The following is a 16,288-nucleotide window of genomic DNA, read 5'->3' as shown; positions in this document are numbered from 1 at the left end:
CGTCGCATGCTGTGGTTGACTGCTCACCGTTCGTCGAAGCGTTCCGGGCGCGTGGCCGTCCTCGCTTCGGGCGGCGGCCGTGGCGCCCCGACCCCGGGGGAGAGCCATGGTCCTGTTCCGCAGACTGCGCTCCAGCTGGACCGACCGCGCCGTCCGCACCGGCCGGGAGGCGGGTCCGACGGTGCCGACCGCCCGGACCGCGGAGGACGCGGCTCGGGCGCCGGCCAGCCTGGACCCGGCCGAGGCCCCCCGCTGCTTCGGCCCGGTGCCCAACTTCGCCGGCAGCCCGCTGCCGGTGCCGGACGGGCGGGGCGGGGTCGTTCCCGGCACCGGCATCCGCAAGTTCGTCGACCCGCTCCCCCGCCCCGGTGTGGCGGGCCGCACCCCGCTCGGCGGGTACCTGCCGGTGGCGGTGCCGGACACGATCACCTGGCCGGGCTGCGACTACTACGAGATCGGCCTGCAGGAGTACGCCCAGCGCCTGCACCGGGACCTGCCGGCGACCCGGCTGCGCGGCTACCGGCAGCTCAACCTCGGCACCGACGACTCGGGGCACAACACCGTGCGCCCGCCCGAGCGGCCGTACCACCTGGGCCCGGTGATCATGGCCCGGCGCGGCCGGCCGGTGCGGATCAAGTTCGTCAACCAGCTGCCCACCGGCCGGGCCGGGGAGCTGTTCCTGCCGGTCGACCCGACCGTGGACGGGGCCGGCGGCGGCCCACTGGACGGCCCGGCGCCATACCCGCAGAACCGGGCGGTCCTGCACCTGTACGGCGGGCAGACCGGCTGGACCAGCGCCGGCAACCCCTGGCAGTGGGTCACCCCGCCGCAGGAGATCACCCCGTACCCGACGGGGGTGGGGTTGGCGCACGTGCCGGACATGCCGTCCCCGGGGCCCGGGGCGACCACGCTGTACTACCCGAACGCGCAGAGCGGCCGGCTGATGTGGCTGCACGACAACACGCTCGGCCTGTCCCGGCTGACCGTCCACTCCGGTCAGCTCGCGCTCTACCTGCTCACCGACCCGGCCGAGGAACAGCTCGTCGCCGACGGGGTGCTCCCCGCCGAGCAGCTCCCGCTGGTGATCGAGGACAAGACGTTCGTGCCGGACGACACGCAGCTCGCCGCCCAGGACCCGACGTGGGACCGGGACCGCTGGGGGGCCCGGGGCAGCCTGTGGCACCCGCACGTGTACCAGCCCCGGCAGAACCCGTACCGGGCCGCGGGCACGAACCCGACCGGCCGCTGGGACTACGGCCCGTGGGTGCGTCCCCCGGCGACCGACGAGGCGGGGACGCCCGCGCCGGTGCCGAACCCGCACCACGACCCGGTCGCCGCGCCGGACGAGCCGCCGCTCGCGCCGGGCGTGCCGCACCCGTCGGCGGTGCCCGAGGCGTACGGGGACACGCCGGTGGTCAACGGCGTGGCGTACCCGTACCTGACGGTGGCGCCGAAGGCGTACCGGTTCCGGATCCTGAACGCCTGCGCGGACCGCAGCCTCAACCTCCAGCTCTACCGGGCCCGCTCCGACGGGCCGATGTGGGGGCCGGACGGCCGGCTGTGCGACGCCGACGCGGGCGAGGTGCCCATGGTGGACGCCGTCCGCTCCCCCGACCGGCCTCCCGGCTGGCCGACGGACGGCCGCGACGGCGGGGTGCCCGACCCGCGCGCCGCCGGGCCGGCGTTCGTGCAGGTGGGCAACGAGTGCGGGCTGCTGCCGGCACCCGTGGTGCTGCCGAGCCGCCCGGTGGGCTACCGGTACGACCGGCAGGACTTGACCGTGCTCAACGTCGACGGGCACGCCCTGCTGCTCGCCCCCGGGGAGCGGGCCGACGTGATCGTCGACTTCTCGGCCGTGCCGCCCGGGGCCACGCTCATCCTGTACAACGACTGCCCCGCCCCGCTGCCCCGCTTCGACCCACGCTACGACCAGTACTCGGGCGCCCCGGACCGCACCGGCGTCGGCGGGCTGCCCGGCACCGTCGGCGGGTACGGGCCGAACACCCGCACCCTGCTCCAGTTCCGGGTCGCCGGCGAGCCGGCCGAGCCGTACGACGTGGCCCGGCTCGCCGAGCGGCTGCCCGGGGCGTACGCGGCCAGCCAGCGCCCGCCGATCGTGCCCCAGCCGGCGTACGACCGGGCGTTCGGCACCCGGACCGCCCGGGAGACGCTGGTGCCGGCGCACGCCACGACCGTCACGTTCACCCCGGCCGGGGCGAGCGTCCCGGTCACCCTGCCGCTGCACGTCAAGGCGGTGCAGCAGGTCTTCGAGCCGGCGTACGGACGGGTCGCCGGCCGGCTCGGCGTCGCCCATCCGCAGGCGGGGCCGCTCGGCCCGGCCACGCTGCCGCTCGGCCCGGTCGACCCGGCCACCGAGACGCTGGTGGTCGCCGAGGAGTCGGTGCCGGTCGGCGCGCCCACCGACGGCACCCAGCTCTGGCGGATCAGCGGCAACGCCCGGCAGACCCACCCGGTGCATGTGGGCGGCTGCGACGTGCAGGTGGTCAACCGGGTCGGCTGGGACGGCCGCATCCGCCCGCCCGAGCCGAACGAGCTGGGCTGGAAGGAGACGGTCCGGGTCAACCCCCGGGAGGACGTGATCGTCGCCCTGCGGCCGGTCGCGCCCGTCCTGCCGTTCAAGCTCGGCGACAGCGTCCGGCTGCTCGACCCGACCCGGCCGGCCGGCGCCCGGATCGGCTCGACGGCGGTGAGCCCGGTCGACGGCCGGCCGGCGTCAGTGGTGAACCACCTGGTCAACATGGGCTGGGAGTACCGCTGGCACAGCCAGCTCGGCGGCCACCGGGACCAGGGCGCGAGCCGGCCGCTGGTGCTGCGGGTCGCCCCGAAGGCCCCGACCGGGCTGACCGCCACGCCCGTGCCCGGCTCGGCGACCGTGCTGCCGGCCATCGCGCTGACCTGGACCGGCGGCGGCGGTCGCCCGCCGGCCGCCAGCCACCTGCTGCAACGGGCCACCGACGCCGCGTTCACCGAGGGAGTCACCGCGATCACCGTGGCCGCCGCCGCGACCCGCCACACCGACGCGAGCGTCACCCCCGGGGTGACGTACCACTACCGGATCCGGGCGGAGAACGAGGTGGGCTGCTCGGCCTGGTCGAACGGGGTGCCCGCGGCGGTGCGCCTCGCCGCGCCGCACGGGCTGGCCGCCGCGATCCCGCCGGCCACGCCGCTGCGGGTGGGGCTGCGCTGGGCCAACCGCTCCTTCGCCACCGGCGTGGACGTGCAGCGGGCCACCAACCCGACGTTCACCAGCGGACCGGCCACCACCGCCGTCGGGGTCCACGAGCAGCACGTGGACGCCGTCGTCGCGCCCGACACCACGTACTACTACCGGGTGCGGACGACGTACCTGGGGACGGCGTCGCCGTGGTCGACGGTCGCCACGGTGACCACCCCGCCCCGGCCGACCCCGCCGACGGCGCTGGCCGCCACGGCGGGCGCGCCCGGCCCGGACACGGCGACCGTGGCGCTGACCTGGGCGGCCGACGCGCCGGGCGGCCCGGGATCCGGCTTCGTGGTGCAGCGCGCCCTCGACCCGGCGTTCGCCCGGGACGTCGCCGAGTTCACGGTGCGCGGGCGCGGTTTCACCAACACGGGGCTGGCCCGGGACGCGACGTACCACTACCGGGTGCGGGCGTTCAACGTCGTGGGCAGCTCGGCGTACGGGCGGGCGGTGGCGGTGACCACCCCCGGCTGAGCGCGGTCAGCGGGTGGGCGAGCGGAGCGGGTCGCCGACGGCGCGCAGCTCGGCCAGCGCCGACGCCACCCCGTGCAGCAGGTCGGTGGCCTCGGCGAGCCGGGACGCGGCGACGTGCTCGCCGCTGGGGCGGGCATCCTCGGCCAGGTACCCGGCGGCGGCGACCACCAGCCGCTCGTACGCGGCCACCCCGCTCTCCAGCTGGGCGGCCAGCTCGCGGTGTGCCCCGGCGAGGGGGGCGCGGGCGTCGGCCGGGGCGAGCCGCAGGGCCCGCTCGACGCTGGCCACCCGCTCGGCCAGCTCGCGCAGGGACCGGTCGGCGTCGGCGGCCTCCCGCACGGCCGGCTCGGCGAGCCCGCTCAGCCGCCCGGCCAGCCCGCCGAGGGTGAGGGCGGCCCGGTCCAGCCGGGCCCACGGCTCGGCGGCGCTGGTGCCGCGCAGGGCCAGCCGGGACCGGGCCCGGCGCAGCTCGGCCAGCACCCCGGGGCCGGCCGGGAGCCGTTCGACGGCCGCGACGAGGCGGGCCCGGGACCGGGCGGCGGCCTCGGCCGGGTCGAGCGCCGGGGGCGCGGGGCGGGCGGCGAGGGCACGCAGGTCCACCCAGCGCCAGGCGGCCAGCGCCAGCGCGCTGCCCGCGGCGCCGGCCCAGGCCGCGTCCGGCAGGCCCAGCCCGGCGTACGGGGTCAGCACCGCGGCGGTTCCGGTCAGCCCGCCCGCCATGACGCTCCACCGGCGGGCGGAGCGCCGCAGCCGGCGCAGCCGACGGAAGTGCCGTGCCCGCTCGTCTGCCACCCCTGCCTCCTGTCTGCCGCCGCTCAGCCGGCGGCGCTGCTGTCCCCGGTCGCGCGTTCCTGGCCCAGGCTGGCCCGGAGCTGGTCGAGCCGGGCCGCGGCGGCCGGGTCGGCGGCCGGCGCGGACTGGCCCTGCCCGACCGCCGAGCGGTCCTGCCGGCCGGCGAGCTGCTCGCCGGCCATGCTCGCCCGGATCTGCTCCAGCCGGGACGAGCCGGCCGAGTCCAGTGCCGCCTTCTGGATCTCCAGCATCCGGCCCTCGACGGAGTTGCCGGCCAGCTCGGCGCGGCCCATCGCGGTGGCGTAGCGCTTCTCGATCCGGTCCCGCACCTCGTCCAGGGAGGGGGTGGTGCCGGGGGCGGTGAGCGCGGACATCGACTCCAGCGAGCGGGCCACGCTCTCCTGCATCTTGGCCTGCTCCAGCTGGCTGAGCAGCTTGGTGCGCTCGGCCAGCTTCTGCTGGAGGATCATGGAGTTGTTCTCCACGGCCCGGCGGGCCTGGGCGGCGGCGCCGAGCGCCTGGTCGTGCAGGGTCTTCAGGTCCTCGGCGGCCTGCTCGGCCGAGACGAGCTGGGTGGCCAGCAGCTGCGCCGACTGCTCGTACCGGCCGGCCTCCGCCTCGTCGCCCCGGGCCCGCGCCTGGTCGGCGAGGACGAGGGCCTGCCGGGCGTTGCCCTGGAGCCGCTCGACCTCGGACATCTGGCGGGACAGCTTCATCTCCAGCTGGCGCTGGTTGCCGATCACCGCGGCGGCCTGCTGGACGAGGGACTGGTGCTGGCGCTGCGCCTCCTCGATGGCCTGCTGGATCTGCACCTTGGGGTCGGCGTGCTCGTCGATCCGGGCCCCGAACAGCGCCATCAGGTATTTCCAGCCCTTGACGAACGGGTTCGCCATCTCCGCGGTATCCCCTCAGCTAGTCGCGCCGCCGCCACCGTGCCGGGCGGTCCGGCCGGCGGTCGCGCGGCAGTGAGCCCATCGTCGCAGCCGGGCGCCACCCCGGCATCCGTACGCCGGGGGCGGCACACGCCACCGTCTGATCAACAGTACGCGGCCCGGGAAATCCCGGCCACGGCCTCGTCCGCGGGGCCGGAAAAGGGGACGGAGGCGGCGGTCAGGCGGCGCAGACGACGTCGCGCTCCGCGGGGCGGACCCGTTTGCTGCGCAGGGTGGCCTTCAGCGGCGAGTCCTGCCGGACGGTCATCGCCACGGGACCGCCGGAGGTGACCTGGCGGACCCCCCGGTTGGCGCTCTTGGCGACCGCCGCCCGGGCCACCGGGGCCGCCTCGGCCGGCTGCGCCGGCTCGCCCTGCACCGGCACCAGCACGCCGGGCATCTGCTCGGCGAGCGCGACGGTGTCGCTGACCTCGCGCAGCAGCTCGGACAGACGGGCGCCGAGGGCGTCGCAGATGGCGGCCAGCAGCTCGCTGGAGGGCTCCTTCTGGCCGCGCTCGATCTCGGACAGGTAACCCAGGCTGACGTTCGCCGCGGAGGAGACCTCGCGCAGGGTGCGTTGCTGCCCCTGCCGGCGGGCCCGCAGCGCGTCACCGATCACCCGGCGTAGCAGGACCATCGCACCTCCCCTGACGGGTCTCTCCTCTCCGCCGCCGCCGTCGTGCCGGGCGCGGTGGACCGCGCCGGCCGACGTCACGCGTCGGAACCTTCCCGCAACCGTACCCGTTGCCGGGCCGTGTGACATCCCACCCCGCCCGTCCATCTGGGCGGCCCGGTCAGCGCCGCCCCGTGCCGGCCGGCCACGCGGTGTCCTCGGCGCGCGCCGAGGTCCCGGGCCCCGGGGCCGGCGCCGCGCCGCCGATCCGCTCGGTGAGCAGCCGGAACGCCTCGATCACCGCGGCGGAGCGGATGTGGTCCCGGCCGCCGTCGAGGTCGAGTCGGCGGACCTCGGCGCCGCCCGGCCCGGCCACCGCGACGTAGACCAGCCCGACGGGCTTGCCGTCCTGCGGCTGCGGCCCCGCCACCCCCGTCGTGGCCAGCCCCCAGTCCGCGCCGCAGCGCCGCCGCCCGCCCTCTGCCAGGGCGAGCGCCACGTCCGGGTCGACCGGCCCGCGCTCGGCCAGCAGGTCCGCCGGTACGCCGGCCAGCTCCGACTTCAGCTCCGTGGCGTAGACGACCAGGCCGCCCCGGTAGACGCCGCTCACCCCGGCGATCTCCACCACCGCGGCCGAGAGCAGGCCGCCGGTGAGCGACTCGACGGTGGCCAGTGTCTCGTGCCGCTCAGCGAGGGCGTGCACCGCCCCGGCGGCCGGGTTGCCGACCGGCCGTCGCCCGTTCGCGTCCGTCTCCGTGTCCATGCCGAGTGTCCCTTCCCAGCCCCGCCCGGACGTACTCATCCCCGCCGGCGGGATCACGGCCTGCGGCGGAGGCGGAACGCCTGGGCCAGGTAGTCGAAGCCGGTGACGACCGTCACGGCGACCGCGGCGGCCATGATCCAGGGACCCACGACGGCCACGCTGGCGGGCATCGGCCACAGGTACCAGGCGATGGCCAGGATCTGGAGCGCCGTCTTGGCCTTCCCGCCCCGGCTGGCCGCGATCACCCCGTGCCGGATCACCCAGAACCGCAGGGCCGTGATGCCCAGCTCGCGGACGAGGATCACCGCCGTCACCCACCAGGGCAGGCCGTCGTACCAGGACAGCAGCAGCAGCGCGGCGCCGGTGAGCGCCTTGTCGGCGATCGGGTCGGCGACCTTTCCGACGGAGGTCACCAGACCGAACCGGCGGGCGATCCAGCCGTCGACCAGGTCGGTGGCCGACGCCACCGCGAAGATCAGGCAGGCGGCGATCCGCCAGCCGGCGGAGGTCATCTCCGAGACGACCACCGAGGCCGCGAAAACCGGCACGAGCACCAGCCGCAGCAGGGTCAGCGCGTTGGCCGCGTTGAGCACCGGCACCCGGGCGGCCACCGGGGCCGGCGTCGGCTCCGCCGCCCCGGTCACGGCCGCGCCCTCCTCGGGCCGCCGCGGCGTACCTGACACCGCGCCACGTGGCTCCCCCGCCTTCTCAGAGCCCGCCGTCACCGCGTCGCGCCGGGCGCGGCCGAGATCATCTCATCCGGGACCGCGATGAGGTCCACCCCTTCCGTGGCCGTGACCGTGGCCCGGACCAGGTCGCCGGGGCGCAGCGCGGCCAGGTCGACCCCGCCGCCGGCCGGGGCGACCAGGGTCGTCGAGCCGTCGACCTCGGGTGCCTGGTGGGCCGCCCGCCCCTCGACCACGCCCTCGTCGACCGAGTCGACCAGCACCTCGACCGTCGAGCCGAGCCGCTCCTCGGCCCGCTGCGAGCACAGCTCGTCGGCGAGCGCGCCGAGCTTGTCGTACCGGCGCTTGACCGTGGCGGCGGAGACCTTGCCGGGCAGGCCTGCGGCCTCGGTGCCGTCCTCGTCGCTGTAGTCGAACACGCCGATCGCGTCGAGCCGGGCCTCGGTCAGGAAACGGACCAGCTCGGCCACGTCCTGCCGGGTCTCGCCGGGGAAACCGACGATGAAGTTGCTGCGCGCGCCCGCGTCCGGGGCCAGGGCGCGGGCGGAGGCCAGCAGCTCCAGGAACCGCTCGGTGGAGCCGAAGCGGCGCATCCGGCGCAACACCGGCTCGCTGGAGTGCTGGAACGACAGGTCGAAGTACGGCGCGACGCCGGGCGTGGTGGCGATCACCTCGACCAGGCCGGGCCGCGTCTCGGCCGGCTGGAGGTAGCTGGCGCGCACCCGGACGATCCCGTCGATCGCGGCGAGCTGGGGCAGCAGCTTCTCCAGCGCCCGGGGGTCGCTCAGGTCCTTGCCGTACGACGTGGAGTTCTCGCTGACCAGCACCAGCTCGCGGACGCCGGTCTTGGCCAGCCACTCCGCCTCGGCGAGCAGCTCGTCCGGCGTACGGGAGACGAAGGCGCCGCGGAAGGCGGGGATCGCGCAGAACGCGCAGCGCCGGTCGCAGCCGCTGGCCAGCTTGAGCGACGCCACCGGACCGGTGTCGAGCCGGTGTCGCAGCACCTGGCGCAGGTGGGCGGGGGTGTGCTCGTCGGCCTCGACGGCCGCCCGCGCGGCGCCGTGGCCGGGCAGCGACACGGCGCTGTCCCGCCGGGCGACCGGGGTCAGCGGCAGCAGCTCCCGCCGGTCGCGCGGGGTGTGCGCGGCGAACTCCTCGCCGGCGACGACCGCGCCCAGCCGGGCCGAGATGTCCGGGTAGTCGTCGAAGCTCAGCACGGCCTGCGCCTCGGGCAGGCTGTCGGCCAGCTCCCGGCCGTACCGCTCCGCCATGCAGCCGGCCGCGACCACCTTGGCGCCCGTGTCGGCGGCGGCGAGCAGCGTCTGGATCGAGTCCTGCTTCGCCTTCTCCACGAAGCCGCAGGTGTTGACGACGACCACGTCGGCGCCCTCGCCGTCGGTGGTCACCTGCCAGCCGTCGGCGTGCAGCCGGGCGGCCAGCTCCTCCGAGTCGACCTCGTTACGGGCGCAGCCCAGGGTCAGCAGGGCGACGCGGCGGCCGGCGGCGGGGGACGACAGCTCCTGGTCGCGGCGCGGCGTCGGACGCGCCGCGCTGGAGTTGTCGCGAGGGAAGGTGGCAGACACCATCCGAGGGTACCGGGCGCGGCGGGGCCCGCCCGCAACGGCGGTGGCCGCCGTCGTCGCGCCGTTGGCGCCGCCCGGCGTGGGCGCCGCCCGCGCCGGTCAGAGCCGGGCGGCGACCCGGACGAGGCGGTCGAGCAGGAACACCTCCGTGCCGGCCAGGCCGGTGGAGCAGAAGACCGAGACCTGGTCGGCGCGGGTGCGGCCGGGCGCCGCGCCGGCCAGCACCGCGCCCAGGTCGCGCAGCCGGTCGGCGTACGGAGGCAGCGCGGCGAGCATCGGCGGGTCGTACGCGGCGGCCTGGGCCGGCGAGTCGGTGACCAGGACGTCGGCGGCGTCGAGCAGGTCGGGGCCGAACTCGTGCCGGTCGACCTGCTTGAAGCCGACGGTGTTGACGTGCGCGCCCGGGGCGAGGTCGGCGGCGGCCAGCACCGGCGTGGGGCTGGTGGTGGCGAGCACCACGATGTCGCGGCCGGCCACGGCGGCTCGCGCGGTCTCCACGGCCCGGGCCGGCACGCCCAGCTCGGCGCGGACCCGGGCGGCGAACGCCTCCCGCCGGGCGGCCGAGCGACTGTGCACGGTGACCTCGCGCAGCGGGCGGACCGCCGCGGCGGCCCAGACCTGCGTCCACGCCTGCCCGCCGGAGCCGACCACCCCGAGCGTCGCCGCGTCGGGGCGGGCCAGGGCGGCCACGGCCACCCCGCCCAGTCCCCCGGTACGCCGGGAGCCCAGCTCCTCGCCCACCGCGACGGCCCGCACCGCGCCGGTCCGCCCGTCGTGCAGCACCACCAGTTGCTCGCTCTCCGGGTGCCCGAACGTGTCGTACGAGCGGTAGCCGTACCACTCGCCGGTGAGGTGCCCGGCGGTGAGGACCATCCGGCCCCCGCTCAACGCCGCGGACGCCCGGGGCGGCGCGACCAGGCGGCCGGCGTGGGCGGCCAGCAGGGCGTCCCGCATCGCCTGGACGGTGGTGGCGGCGTCCAGGGCGGCGGCGACATCCCGGTCGGAGATGAGCACAGTCATGGCCGCAATACTGCTACTTGAAGTCAACTTCACGTCAACGCCGGGTGGCCGCCCCCACCGGCGTCGCCCACCGGTCCCGCCGGTGCTACGGTCGGCGGCGGTGGCCCGACCCGCGCCGAGCGGTCGGCGGGCCGCCCCGGACGAGGGTGGGCGTACCCGGTCAGGCCAAGACGCCCGCGTGGACGGCGGTTCCCACTCGTCCCGGCCCCCGGAGGTCCGGGCGCTCGCGCAGAGGTGACGTCATGGCCTGGATCGTGCTGGTGGTCTCCGGACTTCTCGAGACGGCGTGGGCGGTCGCCCTCGACCGCAGCGCCGGGTTCACCCGGCCGCTCCCCTCGGCGGTCTTCGCGGTCACCCTGGTGGCCAGCATGGCCGGCCTGGCGTACGCGCTGCGCGAGATCCCGGTCGGCACGGGGTACGCCGTCTGGGTCGGCATCGGCGCGGTCGGCACCGCCGGAGTCGGGATGCTCGCGCTGCACGAGCCGGCCAACCTGCCCCGGATCGCCTGCCTGCTGCTGGTCGTGGCCGGCGTGGTCGGGCTGAAGATCTTCCACTGACGTCCCCGGATGGGCGGTACGCGTAGTCGCCGACCGTAATGGGTAGAGAGCGGGCCGAACCCACCATCGAGGCTCTCACCACGGAGGACGTCATGGCCGACATGCACAGCACCGCCCGCCCGCGCGGCAACGCCGCCCGGATCTGCACCATCCTGGGTTTCGTCTTCGCCGTCGTGGCGGTGTTCCTGGCACCGGTGCTCTTCGGGATCGTCGGCGTCGTCCTCGGCATCGTCGGCGCGGTCATGGGCGACAAGCCACTCGGCTGGTACGCCGCCGCCGCGAGCGTCGTCGGCGCCGTCATCGGCATCGCGCTGGCCGCCGCGATCCTCAACTCCTGACCCCGCCCCACCACGAGGCCCGCCGGAACACCGGCGGGCCTCGTCGCGTACGGGCGCGTTCAGTCGCCGCCGCCGCGCAGGCCCGCGAGGACCTCCTCCAGCTCGTCCGGCTTGACCAGCACGTCGCGGGCCTTGGAACCCTCGGACGGGCCGACCACTCCCCGGGTCTCCATCAGGTCCATCAGCCGGCCCGCCTTGGCGAAGCCGACCCGCAGCTTGCGCTGGAGCATCGAGGTCGAGCCGAACTGCGAGGTGACCACCAGCTCCACCGCCTGCACCAGCAGGTCGAGGTCGTCGCCGATATCCTCGTCGATCTTCTTCTTGCTGTCGTTGGCCGGGGTGAGCACGTCCGGGCGGAACTCCGGCTCGCGCTGGTCCCGGCAGAACTTCACCACGTCGGCGATCTCGCGCTCGGTGACCCAGGCGCCCTGGATGCGGATCGGCTTCGACGCGCCCATCGGCAGGAACAGCCCGTCGCCGCGGCCGAGCAGCTTCTCCGCGCCCGGCTGGTCGAGGATGACCCGCGAGTCGGCCAGCGACGACGTGGCGAACGCCAGCCGGGACGGCACGTTGGCCTTGATCAGGCCGGTGACCACGTCGACCGAGGGCCGCTGGGTGGCCAGGACCAGGTGGATGCCGGCGGCCCGGGCGAGCTGGGTGATCCGGACGACCGAGTCCTCCACGTCGCGCGGGGCGACCATCATCAGGTCGGCCAGCTCGTCCACGATCACCAGCAGGTACGGGTACGGCCGCATCTCCCGCTCGCTGCCCGGCGGCGCCTTGATCTCGCCGTTGCGCACCTTGCGGTTGAAGTCGTCGATGTGCCGGACCCCGTTGGCGGCGAGGTCGTCGTAGCGCATGTCCATCTCGCGGACGACCCACTCCAGCGAGTCGGCCGCCTTCTTGGCGTTGGTCACGATCGGGGTGACCAGGTGCGGAATGCCCTCGTACGACGTCATCTCGACCCGCTTCGGGTCGATCAGCAGCAGCCGCACCTCGTCCGGGGTGGCCCGGGTGAGGATCGACACCAGCAGGGTGTTGAGGCAGCTCGACTTGCCGGCGCCGGTGGCCCCCGCGATGAGGATGTGGGGCATCTTCGCCAGGTTGGCCACCACGTAGCCGCCCTCGATGTCCTTGCCGAGGGCGACCAGCATGGGGTGGTGGTCGCTGGTGGCCGCCCGGGATCGCAGCACGTCGCCGAGCGCCACGTTCTCCGGGTCGGTGTTCGGGATCTCCACGCCGACCGCGCTCTTGCCGGGGATCGGGCTGAGGATCCGCACGTCCGGCGACTTCACCGCGTACGCGATGTTGCGGGAGAGCTGGGTGATCCGCTCGACCTTGACGCCCGGGCCCAGCTCGACCTCGTACCGGGTCACCGTCGGGCCCCGGGTGAAGCCGGTGACCTCGGCGTCCACCCCGAACTGGTCGAACACGCCGGTGAGCGCGGCGATGATCTCGTCGTTGGCCTTGCTCCGGGTCTTGGGCGCGGCGCCGCTGCCGAGCATGTTGGCCGGCGGCAGCGTGTAGTCGCCGGAGAGCCCGGTGAGCGCCAACTGCTCGGCCCGGGTGGGCGCGGGTGAGTGCTCCGGCGGCTCGACGGGCTTGCGGGTGGCGGGCACCTTCGCCGCGGACTTGCGGGGCAGCACCACGGTTTCCTGCAGGTCGACGCCGTCGTACCCCTCGGCGAACTCGTCGGGGTCGGGCAGCGGCGGCGCGGCGCGCTTGGCCGGGCGGCGGCGGGCCGGCTTCTCGGGCGGCGCGGCCTCCTCGGCGGCCGGCGAGCCGACCACGGCGCCGGCCAGCAGCCCGAGCCGCTCGGGGATCTTGTTGATCGGGGTGGCGGTGACCACCAGCAGGCCGAAGACCAGCAGCAGGATCAGCAGCGGCACGGCCACCCAGGCGGTGACGGCGGCCTCCAGCAGGTTGCCCACGCCCGCGCCGATCAGGCCCCCGGCATAGTCGCGCTGGACCGCGTCGACCGGGTCCTGACCGATGTGCAGCATCGCCGCGGTGGCGACCAGCATGGACCCCCAGCCGACCAGCCCCCGCCCCCGGTGCTCGGGGTCGCCCGGCGTGCGCATCAGCCGCCAGGCGCCGATCGACAGCAGCACCGGGACCACCACGGAGATCGCGCCGAGGAAGAGCCGGACGGTGTCCGCGAGCCGGGCCCCGACCGGGCCGGCGCCGGAGAACCAGATGCCCACCGCGCTGAGGATGGCCAGGCCGAGCAACAGCAGGCCCGCGCCGTCGCGGCGGTGCTCCGGGTCGAGGTCGCGGGCGGAGGCGGCCTGCCGGCCGGCGGCCCGGACGGCCCACCCGACGCCGTGCGCGAGCCCCATCCACACCGCGCCGACCGCGCGGCCGACGCCGAAGGCCGGGCCGGGCCGGGCCGCGGCCGTGCGCCGCCGGGGGGCGGCCTTCGTGGCCTTCTTCGCAGGCTGACGGGCGCGGTTGTTCGTGGTGCCGCGCGGCGACGCGCCGCGCCGCCGGCTCGCCTGAGAGGTACGGCCCGCCATAGAGTCACCGTAACGGCGGGAACCGCCGGATCGTCGCTTTCCGGGTCGTGTCCGCGTGTCGCAGCACGGATGACGCCGCCGGTTGTGTTATTCGCCTCAGAAAGGGATGCCCGATGGCGTCGCCGGGTTACGCGGACGGATCGGACGGTCCCCTGACCGGGCACCCGCGCGCGCTGCGGCCGTTGACCGGCGAGCTGATCGCCGCCGTGCTGGGCACCCGGGGTACGCCGTCTCGGTGGACCAGGAGGGGCGCCTGCTGGGCCGCTGGGCGGACGCGCTCATCTGGTTCCTGCGGATGGGCGAGGCCGGCGAGATCCTCCAGGTCCGCACCGTTGCCGCGCCGACCTTCCCCATCGAGGCCGTACCCACCCTGCACGCCTTCTGCAACGCGTGGAACCACGACCGGTACTGGCCGAAGGCGTTCGTGCACGTCGACGACGACGGGCGGGCGCTGGTCTGCGGCGAGGTGATCGCCGACCTCGAGCGCGGCGTGACCCCGCACCAGCTCGACCAGCTGCTCGACTGCGGCATCTCGACCGGTTGTCAGCTCGCCGCCGCCGTCGGCCAACTGGCGGACGGGGCGCGGCCGTGACCGGGCGCCGGGGCAGCCGCGACGGCGAAACGGGCGGGCCCGGGGCGACCGGGCTCCGGCCGAGGCTCTCGCCGCCGCCGGGGACCTGCCCGACGGCCAGCCGCGCGTCGCCGAGCTGGAACGGATCGCCTCCGCCGCCGACGCGGCCGGCGACGTCCGGTCCGGGTTGGACGCCCGGTTCGCGCTGCTCGACGCGTACCTGCGGCAGGGCACGCGGTGGCGGCTGTTCGAGCCGCTGCGCCGCTGCCGGGAACTGCTCGACCGGGCGCCCGAGCTGGCCGGCGAGCGGGGTGGAGAACTGCGCCGGTACCAACGGCTGGCCGTCGAGGCGCTCTTCGCCACCCCGCGCGTCGGGCTGGACCAGGCGCGCGCCGCGCTGGACGACCTGGCGCACGCCGGGCGGGACGGCGTCCGGGGCCGGGCGACGACGCCCCCGGACCCGGCCCAGCCGGCCGTCGGGAGCGCGGCGCAGACGACTTCCGGCAGCGCAGCGCAGACGACTTCCGGCAGCGCAGCGCGGACGACGGGACCGGGGAGGCAGGCGGCCTGGTGGCCGAGCTGCTCTGCCGGCTGGCGGACCATCTGGGCGACGAGCCGGCCGCCCGCCGCTGGTACGAGCGCTGGCGCGCCGCCCCGGCCGACCCGGCCGCCGGCTGCCCGGGCTGCGCCCCGTCCCGCCGGGCCGAGCTGCTGGCCGGGTGGGGCGAGTGGGCCGCCGCGCTGGCCGAGCTACGCCCGGTACTCGGGGAGCCGGGCGGGCCGGCGACTCGGGCGGGGCCGGCCGGCGGGCCCGGCGGCTCGGGCTGGCCCGGCGGCTCGGGCTGGCCGGCGGCTCGGGCTGGCCCGGCGGCTCGGGCTGGCCCGGCGGCTCGGGCTGGCCCGGCGGCTCGGGCTGGCCCGGCGGCTCCGGCGCTTCGGGCGGGCCCGGCGGCTCGGACTGGCCCGGCGGCTCCGGCGCTTCGGGCGGGCCCGGCGGGGCCGACCCCGGGGCGGCGTACTGCACCGACCAGCCCGAGCGGGCGCTGGCCGGGGCGCTGCTGCCGCTGCTGCGCGCCGGGGAGCCGGAGCGGGCCGCTCGGGCGCACGTCGTGGCGTACCGGCGGCACCGGCGGGAGTGGACCGCCTTCCCGTACCTCGCGGCGCACCTGCGGTTCTGCGCCCTCGGCGGGCACCTGGACCGGGGGCTGGACATCCTGGCCGAGCAGTTGCCCCGGCTCGACCAGCCGTCCGACGACCTCGCGGCGATGGAGTTCGCCGCCGCGGGTGCGCTGCTCTGCGCGCTGGCCGCCGAGGCGGGCCGGGGCGGGCGGCGGATCCACCGTCCCGGGCACGCCGGCCGCCCGGCCGAGGCCGTCGAGGTGGCCCGGCTCGGCGGGCTCCTGGCCGAGGTGGCGACGGGCCTCGCCGGCAGCTTCGACGCCCGCAACGGTACGGGGCACCAGTCCGGCCGGATCGCCGCCTGGCTGGCCGAGCGGCCGACCGGCGACCCGGTCCCGCTGCCACCCGACCCCGATGACGACCCCGAGGCCCCGGACGGCGCCGGCGGAGGCGACGCCGGAGGCGCCGGACGGGACGCCGGCAGAGGTGACGGGCGCGACGTTGGCAGGGGCACCGGACGGGACGCCGGCGGAGGTGACGGGCGCAACGACGCCGGAGGCGCCGGACGGGACGCCGGCGGAGGTGACGGGCGCGACGTTGGCGGGGCGACAGGCTCTACGCCGGCGGGGACGACGGGGGCGACGGGTTGGCCGCCGACGAGCTGGGCGCACTGACCGTCGCCATGATCACCGCCGCGCTGGACCGGCGCGGCGACGCCTGGACGGTGCGGGGCGGCGTCGTGGTCGGCCGGTGGGACCCCGCAGTGGTCGAGTTCCGGCGGGCCGGCGAGCGGGGCGACATCCTGCACACCCGGGTGCTGGCCACCCGGCGGCTGCCGCCGGCGCGACGCGCCGAGGCGTACGCGTTCTGCAACGCCTGGAACCACGACCGGCTGCTGCCGAAGGCGTACGTGCACGACCCCGGCGACGGCGAGCTGGTGCTGGCCGGCGACGTGACCACCGACCTGGCCCACGGGGTGGCCCCGGCGCAGCTCGACGTCCTGGTCACCGCGATCGTCGCCACCGGCGTCGCGTACGCCCAGGCGGTCGCCGCCCTCCCCTGACGGGCCCCGGAACGCCGACA

At 76.6% G+C, this 16,288-nt stretch carries 11 protein-coding genes, 2 pseudogenes and 1 riboswitch; of the genes and pseudogenes, 5 read left to right on the top strand and 8 right to left on the bottom strand.

Annotated elements, in window-relative coordinates; genetic code table 11:
- Positions 1-106 precede the first annotated feature (106 nt).
- Positions 107-3,715 carry a multicopper oxidase domain-containing protein gene (locus JD77_RS19620; RefSeq protein ID WP_145775634.1) on the top strand — a complete coding sequence of 1,203 codons (3,609 nt, stop codon included), beginning with the start codon at positions 107-109 and terminating at the stop codon, positions 3,713-3,715.
- A 6-nt stretch (positions 3,716-3,721) separates the two neighbouring features.
- Here JD77_RS19620 and pspM read toward each other — a convergent pair whose 3' ends face one another.
- From pspM to JD77_RS19585, 7 genes are all read right to left on the bottom strand, one after another.
- Entirely contained in the window at positions 3,722-4,507 is a 786-nt protein-coding gene (pspM, locus tag JD77_RS19615) for a phage shock envelope stress response protein PspM (RefSeq protein ID WP_145775633.1), read from the bottom strand.
- 23 nt (positions 4,508-4,530) lie between these two features.
- Entirely contained in the window at positions 4,531-5,400 is an 870-nt protein-coding gene (locus JD77_RS19610) for a PspA/IM30 family protein (RefSeq protein WP_145775632.1), read from the bottom strand.
- Between the two features lie 217 nt (positions 5,401-5,617).
- On the bottom strand, positions 5,618-6,076 hold the full coding sequence (locus tag JD77_RS19605; protein WP_145775631.1) for a helix-turn-helix domain-containing protein: 459 nt from the start codon (positions 6,074-6,076) through the stop codon (positions 5,618-5,620).
- Between the two features lie 157 nt (positions 6,077-6,233).
- Positions 6,234-6,815: a CinA family protein gene (locus JD77_RS19600; protein WP_145775630.1), complete on the bottom strand. Its 582-nt coding sequence runs from the start codon at positions 6,813-6,815 to the stop codon at positions 6,234-6,236.
- 53 nt (positions 6,816-6,868) lie between these two features.
- Entirely contained in the window at positions 6,869-7,459 is a 591-nt protein-coding gene (gene pgsA, locus JD77_RS19595) for a CDP-diacylglycerol--glycerol-3-phosphate 3-phosphatidyltransferase (protein ID WP_145775629.1), read from the bottom strand.
- 77 nt (positions 7,460-7,536) lie between these two features.
- The gene (gene rimO / locus JD77_RS19590) at positions 7,537-9,018 is read right to left on the bottom strand and encodes a 30S ribosomal protein S12 methylthiotransferase RimO (RefSeq protein WP_145777670.1); all 1,482 of its coding nucleotides are present in this window, start codon (positions 9,016-9,018) and stop codon (positions 7,537-7,539) included.
- Positions 9,019-9,183: 165 nt separating this feature from the next.
- Positions 9,184-10,104 (bottom strand): ornithine cyclodeaminase family protein, encoded by a 921-nt coding sequence (locus JD77_RS19585; RefSeq protein WP_145775628.1) that lies wholly within the window; start codon positions 10,102-10,104, stop codon positions 9,184-9,186.
- 115 nt (positions 10,105-10,219) lie between these two features.
- A riboswitch (guanidine-III (ykkC-III) riboswitch) is annotated at positions 10,220-10,284 on the top strand.
- A gap of 62 nt (positions 10,285-10,346) precedes the next feature.
- Between JD77_RS19585 and JD77_RS19580 the strand changes: the two genes are divergently transcribed.
- Both JD77_RS19580 and JD77_RS19575 read left to right on the top strand, forming a co-directional pair.
- Entirely contained in the window at positions 10,347-10,661 is a 315-nt protein-coding gene (locus tag JD77_RS19580) for a DMT family transporter (RefSeq protein WP_145775627.1), read from the top strand.
- Between the two features lie 92 nt (positions 10,662-10,753).
- Positions 10,754-10,999 carry a hypothetical protein gene (locus tag JD77_RS19575; protein WP_145775626.1) on the top strand — a complete coding sequence of 82 codons (246 nt, stop codon included), beginning with the start codon at positions 10,754-10,756 and terminating at the stop codon, positions 10,997-10,999.
- A 59-nt stretch (positions 11,000-11,058) separates the two neighbouring features.
- Here JD77_RS19575 and JD77_RS19570 read toward each other — a convergent pair whose 3' ends face one another.
- Positions 11,059-13,515: an FtsK/SpoIIIE family DNA translocase gene (locus tag JD77_RS19570; protein ID WP_145775625.1), complete on the bottom strand. Its 2,457-nt coding sequence runs from the start codon at positions 13,513-13,515 to the stop codon at positions 11,059-11,061.
- A 113-nt stretch (positions 13,516-13,628) separates the two neighbouring features.
- On the opposite strand from JD77_RS19570, the pseudogene JD77_RS19565 reads away from it, so the two are divergent.
- Positions 13,629-14,107: pseudogene (locus tag JD77_RS19565) on the top strand (type III secretion system chaperone family protein).
- 998 nt (positions 14,108-15,105) lie between these two features.
- Positions 15,106-16,268: pseudogene (locus JD77_RS35535) on the top strand (type III secretion system chaperone family protein); the annotation flags it as partial.
- Positions 16,269-16,288: the final 20 nt, after the last annotated feature.

It is taken from the genome of Micromonospora olivasterospora (genome assembly GCF_007830265.1).
Lineage (GTDB): Bacteria > Actinomycetota > Actinomycetes > Mycobacteriales > Micromonosporaceae > Micromonospora > Micromonospora olivasterospora.
Note: the sequence above shows the minus strand (reverse complement) of the source record. Positions and strands in the feature narration are given on the sequence as shown.

Bases quoted from the DNA above. Each gene is read 5' to 3' on its own strand.
- JD77_RS19575 (WP_145775626.1), top strand. From the start codon at position 10,754: ATGGCCGACATGCACAGCACCGCCCGCCCGCGCGGCAACGCCGCCCGG.
- JD77_RS19605 (WP_145775631.1), bottom strand. From the start codon at position 6,076: ATGGTCCTGCTACGCCGGGTGATCGGTGACGCGCTGCGGGCCCGCCGG.
- JD77_RS19580 (WP_145775627.1), top strand. From the start codon at position 10,347: ATGGCCTGGATCGTGCTGGTGGTCTCCGGACTTCTCGAGACGGCGTGG.
- JD77_RS19570 (WP_145775625.1), bottom strand. From the start codon at position 13,515: ATGGCGGGCCGTACCTCTCAGGCGAGCCGGCGGCGCGGCGCGTCGCCG.
- JD77_RS19610 (WP_145775632.1), bottom strand. From the start codon at position 5,400: ATGGCGAACCCGTTCGTCAAGGGCTGGAAATACCTGATGGCGCTGTTC.
- JD77_RS19600 (WP_145775630.1), bottom strand. From the start codon at position 6,815: ATGGACACGGAGACGGACGCGAACGGGCGACGGCCGGTCGGCAACCCG.
- JD77_RS19620 (WP_145775634.1), top strand. From the start codon at position 107: ATGGTCCTGTTCCGCAGACTGCGCTCCAGCTGGACCGACCGCGCCGTC.
- JD77_RS19585 (WP_145775628.1), bottom strand. From the start codon at position 10,104: ATGACTGTGCTCATCTCCGACCGGGATGTCGCCGCCGCCCTGGACGCC.